This is a genomic window from Chryseobacterium sp. 2TAF14 (assembly GCF_052115105.1).
In the GTDB taxonomy this organism is placed as follows: domain Bacteria; phylum Bacteroidota; class Bacteroidia; order Flavobacteriales; family Weeksellaceae; genus Chryseobacterium.
In genome coordinates, this window is record NZ_JBFRGA010000110.1 from 1 (window position 1) to 9,392 (window position 9,392).

Genomic DNA, 9,392 nt, shown 5'->3' on the forward strand with positions numbered 1-9,392 from the left:
GTATTCTGATAACGATCTTGATACGTTTTCGCTTTCACAGTTCGGGCTTTTTGCGCTTCAGCACAGAGGTCAGGAAGCTTGTGGTATTTCTGTTCTTAAAGACGGAAAAATCACCAATATGAAAGATGAAGGATTGGTTTTGGATGTTTATAAAGAGATACCCGATCCTGAAACTTTTATGGGAAATTCTGCAATCGGACACACCCGTTATACGACTGCAGGAGACAAAAAGAAATATAATTTTCAGCCATTTTTCGCCAAAAACGAATATGACCAGATTATACTTTCTATCGCTCACAATGGTAATTTAACCAATGCAAAAGAGCTGAAGCAAGAGTTGGAAGCTGAAGGTGTGGTTTTCAGAGCGACTTCTGATTCTGAGGTTATCTTAAGATTAATTCAAAAAAATCTTGATCTTGGACTTCGTGGAGCAATCAAAGCAACGATGGATAAAATTGAAGGAGCGTATTCGGTTGTTGGAATGACAAGAAATAAATTCTTCGCATTCAGAGATTTCAACGGAATCAGACCTTTGGTTTTGGGAGCAATCAACGAAAACTCATATGTTGTAGCTTCTGAATCTGTAGCTTTAGACGCTGTTGGAGCTCAATATGTTCGTGATATTTTGCCTGGAGAAATCATTTATACGAATGAAAACGAACCGGGAAAACTTCATTCAATCATGGTAGATGAAGCAAAGGCGAAGCAGAGAATCTGTTCTTTTGAATATATTTATTTTGCAAGACCTGACTCTTCTTTAGAAAACATCAACGTTTACGAAATCAGAGAAAAATCCGGTGAAAAAATCTGGGAACAGGCTCCTGTAGAAGCTGATGTGGTAATCGGAGTTCCGGATTCCGGAGTTCCTGCTGCAATTGGTTTTTCTAAAGCTTCGGGAATTCCTTTCCGTCCGGTTTTAATTAAAAACAGATACATCGGAAGATCTTTCATCGTACCGACTCAGGAAATGAGAGAAAGGGTAGTAAACCTTAAGCTGAACCCGATTATTTCTGAAATTAAAGATAAAAGAGTTGTCATCATCGACGATTCTATCGTTCGTGGAACAACTTCGAAAAGACTGGTAAAAATCCTTAAAGATGCAGGTGTGAAGGAAATTCACTTCAGAAGTGTTTCCCCGCCGATTATTGCGCCTTGTTATTTAGGAATCGACACCCCTTCAAAAGATGATTTGATTTCTGCAAATATGACGACTGAAGAGCTTAGAGATTATTTAGGAGTAGATTCTTTAGAATTTTTAAGCACAGAAAACTTAAAAGTAATTTTAGGTTCATCAAACCACTGCTTCGGATGCTTTACAGAAGAATATCCTGTAGGAAAAGGAGAGGAGGTAGAATTATTTAATTAATTTTAGTTTAAATAAAAATCAAAAGGTCAGACTTAAAAAATTTAAGTCTGACCTTTTTTATTGAAATTAAAGATTTGTTTCTCTTAGAATTTGAAAGCTAAACCAACTGCAAAGTTGTTGTTTCTAATTGCATCAGAACCATTTGGTCTGTCTTTAGCAACATCAGTAACACCTGCAGTATATCTTGCCGTAATACCAATGTTATCTGTGAAATAGTAACCTGCACCTAAACCGATACCTAAATTGAATGTATTCAATTGATCTTTGTAGTCTCCAGTTGTATTCAAAGGATCGTTATTGCTTTCGTTTTTCAATTTGTTTTTAGCACTTACTAAAAATCCGAATTCCGGACCAGCTTCAACATAAAGATTTGGAATAAAATTATATTGGAACATTAAAGGTACTGCAACGTAATCCAAATGTCTTGCATATGAAATTCTATCGTTTGAAATTGGAGCTCTGTAATCATATTTGTCTCCATATTGTGTGTATATCACCTCCGGTTGAATGCTAAAAGATTCCGCTACAGGAATTGTTGCAAATACACCCGCATTAAAACCTATTTTAGATCCTTGATCCTCCAAAGATCCGTCATCTGATAATGAAGAAACGTTCATACCACCTTTGATACCGAATCTTACATCAGAAGATGATGTTGTTCTTGTAGTAGTGGTTGTCGTTGTAGTCTGTGCAAATRCCAAAGATGTTGACAAAACTGCAATTCCTAAAATTAACTTTTTCATAACTTAAATTTTTTAATATTTTACTAGTTCTAATTTTAAATTTTACTACCAAACTTTTTCTGTTTGACGACTCGTATCTTTCAAATTGCTTGCCAAAAGATATTGTGGTATGAAACACATAAGATAACCATTCACAAAAGCAAATGGTTTTTATTATAATTAATTGAAGGTAAATAAATTACATTTTTAAAAATTACTATGCTTAGAATAATAAAACAGTGAATTATTTATCTAAAATTTTAGTTTAAAACTTAAAATTGGCTCAGTTTTTTATAGAAATCAATCGATTTTTGTATGTTTTCTGCTGAACATTGATAATCGAACACGCAAGAACCTATATCAGACAGCAAAGAGAAATTGATTTTGGCGTCTGCATTTTTCTTATCATTTAATAATAGGTTAAAAATATCTTCTTCTTTAAAGTCGGTAAGATCAATAAAACTGAAATATCTTTGAATATTTTCTATAATTAAATCTGAATCTTCTTTAGAGATCAAACCTTCAAGATAAGAAAGGTGGCTTTCGCAGATCATTCCCAAAGCAACCGCTTCCCCGTGAAGAATCGGATTCTCGCTCTGAAGGCACAAACTTTCGATCGCATGACCGATTGTATGACCAAAATTTAAAGTTTTTCTTACATTTTTCTCGTGAAAGTCTGCATTTACAACTTCCTGCTTAATCTCCATTGACTGCGGAATGAAAGGTTCAATTCCTGTCGGATCCAGATGCTGCAACTTGATCAGATCTTCCCAATGTTTTCTATCGGCTATCAAACCATGCTTCAGCATTTCGGCAAACCCGCTTGTCAGTTCTTTTGCAGGAAGCGTATCTAAAAATCCCGGATAAACATAGATTTTTTCGGGAAAAGAAAAAGTTCCTACCATATTTTTATAATGCATCAGATCAATTCCTGTTTTTCCTCCGATTGAAGCATCACACATTGAAAGCAAAGTTGTAGGAATATTAATAAACTGAATACCTCTTTTATAAGTAGAAGCTACAAAACCGCCCATATCGGTAATAACACCGCCGCCAAGATTGATCATCAAAGCTTTTCTGTCGGCTTTCATTTCGGTCAAAATTTCCCAAAGCTGATTGGCGGTCTGAATATTTTTCATTTCTTCACCCGCTTCAATTTCCAGTATTTCAAAAGAAATATCGGTTTCTAAATTTCCTAAAAGTAAAGGAAGGCAATATTCATGCGTATTTTCATCCACCAAAATAAAAATTTTGCTGAATGATTTTTCGGTCAGAAATTGATTGAGCTTTGAAAAATTTTCGTCTAATACAGTAATCATCGTATGATTTTTTTATAATTAAAGCTATACTAAGCTACAAAGTTATGATTCTTAATTTCTAACTCGTAACTAAATCACTATCTTTGCAAAAATATTTAGAATGAGCAGAGACAATAATAATTCAGGGAGACCTAAAAAACCTAGATCTTCAACAAGAAACTCAGACAGTCCTCGTTCTCTTAAATCCGGAGATTCCGGATCAAAACCTTTCAAAAAGTCATTTCCTAAAGCAGGAGAAAGAAATTCTGAATCAAGAAGAAGTGGTGACACCAGTTACCAGGCCCGAATGGACAGAAAATATTCAAAAACTGAACAAGAACCATTTATTACCAATTCTGGTGAAGAGAAAAAGACTTTCGGTAAATCTGCTCCCAAAAGAGGCGGCAGCAGACCCAATAGTTTTGATGTTAGAGATAAATACGAAAGAGGAAGCCTGAAATACGGAAGAAGACCAGGAACTGAAGGAAACGAAAAAGGTCAGGACAAAGCAAAATCTTTTGTACAGAAAAGAAGATTCAAAAAAGTAGAGCAGGATGTTCATAAAGATACCATCCGTCTTAATAAATACATCGCCAATTCAGGAATTTGCAGCAGGAGAGAAGCCGACGAATTAATTACTCAGGGTTTGGTAGAAGTCAACGGGAAAGTGGTAACAGAAATGGGTTATCAGGTTCAGAAAGTAGACAAAGTAGTATTTGACGGGCAAAACATCACGCCAGAAAAACCGGTTTATGTACTTTTAAACAAGCCAAAAGGTTATATTTCTACTACGAAAGATGATAAAGCAAGAAAAACGGTAATGGATTTGGTTGCGAATGCTTCTCCGTACAGAGTTTTTCCTGTCGGAAGACTGGATCGTTCCACGACCGGAGTTATCCTTTTAACGAACGATGGTCACATGACTAAAAAACTGACGCACCCGTCTTTTGATGCGAAGAAAATTTATCATGTAACTTTAGATAAAAAACTTACGAACGAAGATATGAAGCTTATTTCTGAAGGAATTCGTTTGGATGAAGGTGTTGCTGTCGTAGATCAGATTTCGTTTATCGAAGGGAAACCAAGAAATGAAATCGGAATTGAAATTCACATCGGCTGGAACCGTGTAATCAGAAGAATTTTCCAGAGATTAGGATACGAAGTTGAAGCTCTTGATAGAGTAATGTTTGCGGGATTAACCAAGAAAAACATCAAAAGAGGTCATTGGAGAATCTTATCTGAGCAGGAAGTGAATAATCTGAAAATGCTTTAATCGGGATACGAGATTCGAGTTTCGAGATATAAAAACTAAAAAAAGACGTTGAAAAATCCAACGTCTTTTTTTAGTTTCAAAGTTTGCCATTCTGACAAAGGAAGAATCTATTACTTATTATTAAAGAGATTTTTCATTTCACTTCGTTCCATTCAGAATGACAGCCAAATATTAATTAAAACTACGAGGATAATAATTTGTGTAATTTGTGAAAAAATCAGTGCTATTTATGTTTAAATTAAATATCATCCCAAAACCGTCACCCCTTTTTGAATCATTTCATAGATTGCATCTTTACCATTATCCGGTTTTACGTTGACAGCACGGGTTCCGTTAAAATGTAAACAAGTTATGTAACCATTTGCCACTGCATCAAGGCAGGTAAATTTCACACAATAATCTAAAGCCAAACCGACAATTTCCACCAATTGAATTTCGTGGTATTTTAAGAAATCATTCAATCCGGTTTTCATAAAATGGTTATTGTCTTGAAAACCGCTGTAAGCATCAATCTCGGTATTTTTTCCTTTCTGAATAATGTGGGTTACCTTTTCTCTGTTCAGATCTTTATGAAATTCTGCGCCAAAAGTATTTTCTATACAATGATCCGGCCACATAAACTGCGGGACACCGTTCAAAATAATACTTTCGCCAACCTTTCTGTTGTTATTGCTTGCAAAACTTTTATGGTTTGCGGGATGCCAATCCTGGGTAAGAATAATCTGGTCATATTGATTTTCTTCCATCAGAAGATTGATGTAAGGAATTACTTCATTGGCTCCCGGAACAGCAAGAGCTCCGCCTTCACAAAAATCGTTTTGTACATCTACGATGATTAATGCTTTTTTCATATGTTTAGCTTTCTCGTTTTTGATAAATTTATAAAAATAATACTCAAATATTTGTCCAAAAAAGAATTATCTGACAAAACGGCATTTTAAAAATAAAATAATGAATAGAAAACCATTTGGAAAGCAAAAACAACACGCAAAAGTTTATCTTTGTATGAAATAAAAACCGTATGTCATTTGAATCTTTAGGATTATCACACAATATTATCAGTTCTGTAAAAAAATTAGGCTATCTGAAACCATTTCCGATTCAGGAGCAGGCTGTACCTGTTATTTTAAAAGGCAAAGATCTCATGGGAATTGCGCAGACAGGTTCAGGGAAAACAGCCTGTTTTGTGATGCCAATTTTAGAAAAGCTACAAAATGCAGAAGTGAAGAAAAACCGAAATATTCAGGTTTTGATATTGGTTCCTACAAGAGAATTGGCTATCCAGATTGATGAGGTTTTTAAAGCCTTTACAGAAAACCTGAAGCGTGAAATCCGTACAATGGCAGTTTATGGCGGTGTTTCTATCAATCCGCAGATGAAAGGAATGTTTGGTGTGGAAGTACTTATTGCAACTCCTGGTCGTTTATTGGATTTAATTGATCATAACGCGTTGAGCATTTCACAGATTCAGCATTTGGTAATTGATGAAGCAGACAAAATGTTTCAGCTTGGGTTTGAAGAGGAGATGAATAAACTTTTTGCGATGATGCCCGTTGCAAAGCAAACCATTTTGTTTTCGGCAACTTTGAATGATAAAGTTTCTGAAATGAAAGAACGTTTGTCTATCAATCCGACTTTAATTGAAATCAAAAAAGAAGAAGTTGAGATTGACAATATCGAGCAGCTTGCTTATCATGTTTCTCCTGAAAATAAAGGTCCGTTTTTGAGATATTTAATTAAAGAAAAGAAAGTTGAAAAAGCTTTGATATTTGTTTCTTCTACAAGATCTGCAGATAATTTGGTTGAAAAATTAAAGAAAAATAAAATAAAAGCGGTAGCCATTCACAGCCAGAAATCTCAGGGTGCGAGAAGAAATAATCTGGAAGAATTTAAAGTAAACGGCGCACAGATTTTGGTTGCTACAGATTTGATCGGTCGTGGAATTCACATCGAATCTTTACCGTGCGTGATCAATTACGAATTGCCGCGATCGCCTTTAGATTACATTCACAGGATCGGAAGAACGGGTCGTGCAGGTGAAAAAGGAACAGCAATCAATATTTTGACGGATGACGAATTGCAGCATTTCAGAGTAATTCAAAAGAAAATGGGAAAGAAGGTGACTTTGCAGAGAACTGAAGGGATTAATCTGCATGGTTATTAACTTTAATTTTCTCGCTGATTGAGCTGATTTTGCAGATTAATATTTGTAAAAGCACAAAGCACTAACTTAAAAATTTTGCCGAATTATTAAATAGCATAATTGAAAAATGAACAGTTTAGAACAAAAAAGATTTCCCATTGGTCGTTTTGAAGCTCCTGAAAACATCTGCGACATTCAACTCACAGAATACATCAGCGTGATAAAAAACTTTCCGGATAAATTAAAAAACCTGATTGAAAACTTTAACGAAGATCAGCTCGATACACAATATCGAGAAGGAGGATGGACGGTAAGACAGCTCGTCAATCACATTGCAGACAGTCACATGAACAGTCTGATTCGTCTAAAACTGGCGCTTACCGAAGAAAATCCTACCATAAAACCTTATGACGAAGCTAAATTTGCCGAACTTCAGGACAGTGTGAATATGCCGATAAAACCTGCAATGAAAATCATAAAAGGTACTCATCAAAGATGGACGGTTCTACTGAAAGCAATGACCAACAAACAGTTTGAAAGAACTTTTCATCATCCTGAACACAACCAAAACTATAACCTCAGAGTTTATCTTGCCAATTACGTATGGCATTGTAATCATCATTTCGCACACATCGAAAATCTCAAGAAAGAAAAAAATTGGCACTAAAAAGTCTTCATAACGAAAATGATTTTAATGAAATAAAACTGAGAATAGCTCAGCTTTCAGAAACCTCCGAAAGAAAATGGGGGAGGATGAATGCTGCTCAGATGTTAACGCATTGTGATCTGATTCTGCAAATTCCGTTGAAAAAAATTGAATTGCCAAAGACTAATTTCTTCTTTAAAGCAATCGGGATATGTACAAAAAAAGAAATGCGTATTTTCAATAACGGAATTCCGCCCAATATGCCTTGTTTTCGAAAAGTAATCGTTAATTTTGAATGTAACTTTGATGAAGCCCGAAACAATCTTTTAAAGAGGTTAGACGAGTATCGAATGGCTTCAGAAAAGAATATTTTACCTGATCACCACGAGCTTTTTGGTAAAATGAAAGAGAAAGATTGGGGATTTATGGAATACAAGCACCTCAATCACCATTTAAAACAATTTAATGTATGAGTTTTTTAGATAAAATATTTGGCGGAAAACAGGATCCRGAAGAAACAAAATCTTTCTGGAATACAATAAAATCTGAGGAAGATTTAGAAAAAGCTGTTCAAAAATCTTATGAAAACAGAATAGCGATCTTCAAGCATTCTACAAGCTGCTTCATCAGCAAAACGGTTTTAAAAAACTTTGAAAAAGAAATAGAAAATTCAGAAGCGCAAAATCAAAATGTAAGCTTTTATTTTCTTGATCTTTTGGCATTCAGACCGATCTCCAATAAAATTGCTGAAGATTTCGAGATCCGTCACGAAAGTCCGCAACTGATCGTCATCGAAAACGGAAAAGCCATCAGTAATGCTTCACATCAGGGTATATCTTTAAGCCAGGTTTTATGAGTAATATAAACGAATATTTAGCAAAAGTTTTTGAAGTTCCTGCCGAAAAAGTAAATTTATGCAGCATTCAGTACGAAATGAAAAAAGTAGGAAAGCACGAAATGCTTTTGCAGGAAGGCGAGGTCTGCAGAAATACTTTTTTTGTTGAAAAAGGTCTTCTGAGAATGTATTCTATCGACAAAAACGGTAAAGAGCACGTTATACAGTTCGCCCCCGAAAACTGGCTGATCGGCGACAGAAGCAGTCTTTATTTTAACGAAAAATCCCGTTATTATATAGAAGCGGTGGAAGATTCTGAAGACTGATAAGTAGAGTTATTGGTTGATGGTTGTTAGTTGTCGGTGGATAGCTTGAAATTCAGCTTTTAAAATATAAAGTGTTGATTAATCAATAACTATTTAAATATTATTAATTTAAAAATAAAATCACCGCACCCAACAATTAATCGTTGTTGAGTGTGGTGATTATTCTGTTAAGATATTCCTGTTCCCTTAAGACTTTTTCGTAAGATTGTTTCGCATAAGAAGGTGATAACCGATAACCGTCGGAATGAATCTGATAACTGTCGTTCTCAACATATCCTGTAAAATTTAGCGTATATTCATGGATAAATTTATCGATCACTTTCTTTTTTATTTCGCAAATGGTACTGTTCTTTATTTTCTGTAAAGAATTTAAAATAAAAGATTTATCGCCACTGAAATGTATTACCTGCGTAATCATCGCAAAATTGCTGAGCGGCTTATTATTCGTTTCATTTACAACAGCGTGCGGGTCATCTTCGAATATCATGATCTGTAGTTTTTTAGATAGGAATTTATATTTTTAAAATTAAACAGTAGCGTTGCCTTCTACACCGTCAGAATTATCTGTTTTATTTCCGGTAACTGCAGCAGCTACAAAGCTTATCAGGCTCACCAGTTTTCCGGCTTTTGTGTCCCAATAATAAGTGTCTTTTGGCGTTACACGGATAATTGATACATTCGGATCGTCTTTTCCATCAAACCATGCATTTGCCATTGCCGACCATTTATCTTCAATGGTAGATCTGTCTTTATAGATAACAGCGTCACCAAATATAGAAAGAT

At 35.0% G+C, this 9,392-nt stretch carries 12 protein-coding genes; 7 read left to right on the forward strand and 5 right to left on the reverse strand.

The features are described from left to right. The coding region (gene purF / locus AB4Y90_RS11865) for an amidophosphoribosyltransferase (RefSeq protein WP_441557788.1) at positions 1–1,366 on the forward strand (1,366 nt) is incomplete at its 5' end. An 83-nt stretch (positions 1,367–1,449) separates the two neighbouring features. Here purF and AB4Y90_RS11870 read toward each other — a convergent pair. Both AB4Y90_RS11870 and aroB read right to left on the reverse strand, forming a co-directional pair. Beyond that, positions 1,450–2,109 carry a porin family protein gene (locus AB4Y90_RS11870; RefSeq protein WP_441557789.1) on the reverse strand — a complete coding sequence of 220 codons (660 nt, stop codon included), beginning with the start codon at positions 2,107–2,109 and terminating at the stop codon, positions 1,450–1,452. A gap of 251 nt (positions 2,110–2,360) precedes the next feature. After that, positions 2,361–3,407 carry a 3-dehydroquinate synthase gene (gene aroB, locus AB4Y90_RS11875; protein WP_441557790.1) on the reverse strand — a complete coding sequence of 349 codons (1,047 nt, stop codon included), beginning with the start codon at positions 3,405–3,407 and terminating at the stop codon, positions 2,361–2,363. 100 nt (positions 3,408–3,507) lie between these two features. Between aroB and AB4Y90_RS11880 the strand changes: the two genes are divergently transcribed. Continuing rightward, positions 3,508–4,659, forward strand: coding sequence for a pseudouridine synthase (locus AB4Y90_RS11880; protein ID WP_441557791.1), 1,152 nt, complete (start codon positions 3,508–3,510; stop codon positions 4,657–4,659). A gap of 245 nt (positions 4,660–4,904) precedes the next feature. Here AB4Y90_RS11880 and pncA read toward each other — a convergent pair whose 3' ends face one another. Then, on the reverse strand, positions 4,905–5,510 hold the full coding sequence (pncA, locus tag AB4Y90_RS11885; RefSeq protein WP_441557792.1) for a bifunctional nicotinamidase/pyrazinamidase: 606 nt from the start codon (positions 5,508–5,510) through the stop codon (positions 4,905–4,907). A 170-nt stretch (positions 5,511–5,680) separates the two neighbouring features. Between pncA and AB4Y90_RS11890 the strand changes: the two genes are divergently transcribed. The 5 genes from AB4Y90_RS11890 (at position 5,681) to AB4Y90_RS11910 (ending at position 8,609) form a co-directional block, all read left to right on the forward strand. Continuing rightward, complete coding sequence (locus AB4Y90_RS11890; RefSeq protein ID WP_441557793.1) at positions 5,681–6,823, forward strand: DEAD/DEAH box helicase; 1,143 nt, start codon at positions 5,681–5,683, stop codon at positions 6,821–6,823. 106 nt (positions 6,824–6,929) lie between these two features. Continuing rightward, entirely contained in the window at positions 6,930–7,469 is a 540-nt protein-coding gene (locus AB4Y90_RS11895; RefSeq protein WP_441557794.1) for a YfiT family bacillithiol transferase, read from the forward strand. Continuing rightward, a complete protein-coding gene (locus tag AB4Y90_RS11900; RefSeq protein ID WP_441557795.1) occupies positions 7,460–7,921 on the forward strand; it encodes a DUF1569 domain-containing protein in 462 nt (153 codons plus the stop codon). The genes AB4Y90_RS11895 and AB4Y90_RS11900 overlap by 10 nt, the downstream gene beginning before the upstream one ends. Then, positions 7,918–8,304 (forward strand): bacillithiol system redox-active protein YtxJ, encoded by a 387-nt coding sequence (gene ytxJ / locus AB4Y90_RS11905; protein ID WP_441557796.1) that lies wholly within the window; start codon positions 7,918–7,920, stop codon positions 8,302–8,304. Before AB4Y90_RS11900 ends, ytxJ begins: the two co-directional genes overlap by 4 nt. Further along, positions 8,301–8,609, forward strand: coding sequence for a Crp/Fnr family transcriptional regulator (locus AB4Y90_RS11910; protein WP_441557797.1), 309 nt, complete (start codon positions 8,301–8,303; stop codon positions 8,607–8,609). The genes ytxJ and AB4Y90_RS11910 overlap by 4 nt, the downstream gene beginning before the upstream one ends. A 136-nt stretch (positions 8,610–8,745) precedes the next feature. On the opposite strand, the gene AB4Y90_RS11915 is transcribed toward AB4Y90_RS11910, so the two are convergent. Both AB4Y90_RS11915 and AB4Y90_RS11920 read right to left on the reverse strand, forming a co-directional pair. After that, on the reverse strand, positions 8,746–9,096 hold the full coding sequence (locus tag AB4Y90_RS11915) for a hypothetical protein (protein ID WP_441557798.1): 351 nt from the start codon (positions 9,094–9,096) through the stop codon (positions 8,746–8,748). Positions 9,097–9,135: 39 nt separating this feature from the next. Beyond that, positions 9,136–9,392 (reverse strand): pyridoxamine 5'-phosphate oxidase family protein (locus tag AB4Y90_RS11920; protein ID WP_441557799.1); only part of this gene is annotated, 257 nt, incomplete at its 5' end.

Coding starts and splice junctions, on each gene's coding strand:
- AB4Y90_RS11890 (WP_441557793.1), top strand. CDS start 5,681: ATGTCATTTGAATCTTTAGGATTATCACACAATATTATCAGTTCTGTA.
- AB4Y90_RS11915 (WP_441557798.1), bottom strand. CDS start 9,096: ATGATATTCGAAGATGACCCGCACGCTGTTGTAAATGAAACGAATAAT.
- aroB (WP_441557790.1), bottom strand. CDS start 3,407: ATGATTACTGTATTAGACGAAAATTTTTCAAAGCTCAATCAATTTCTG.
- AB4Y90_RS11910 (WP_441557797.1), top strand. CDS start 8,301: ATGAGTAATATAAACGAATATTTAGCAAAAGTTTTTGAAGTTCCTGCC.
- AB4Y90_RS11880 (WP_441557791.1), top strand. CDS start 3,508: ATGAGCAGAGACAATAATAATTCAGGGAGACCTAAAAAACCTAGATCT.
- pncA (WP_441557792.1), bottom strand. CDS start 5,510: ATGAAAAAAGCATTAATCATCGTAGATGTACAAAACGATTTTTGTGAA.
- AB4Y90_RS11895 (WP_441557794.1), top strand. CDS start 6,930: ATGAACAGTTTAGAACAAAAAAGATTTCCCATTGGTCGTTTTGAAGCT.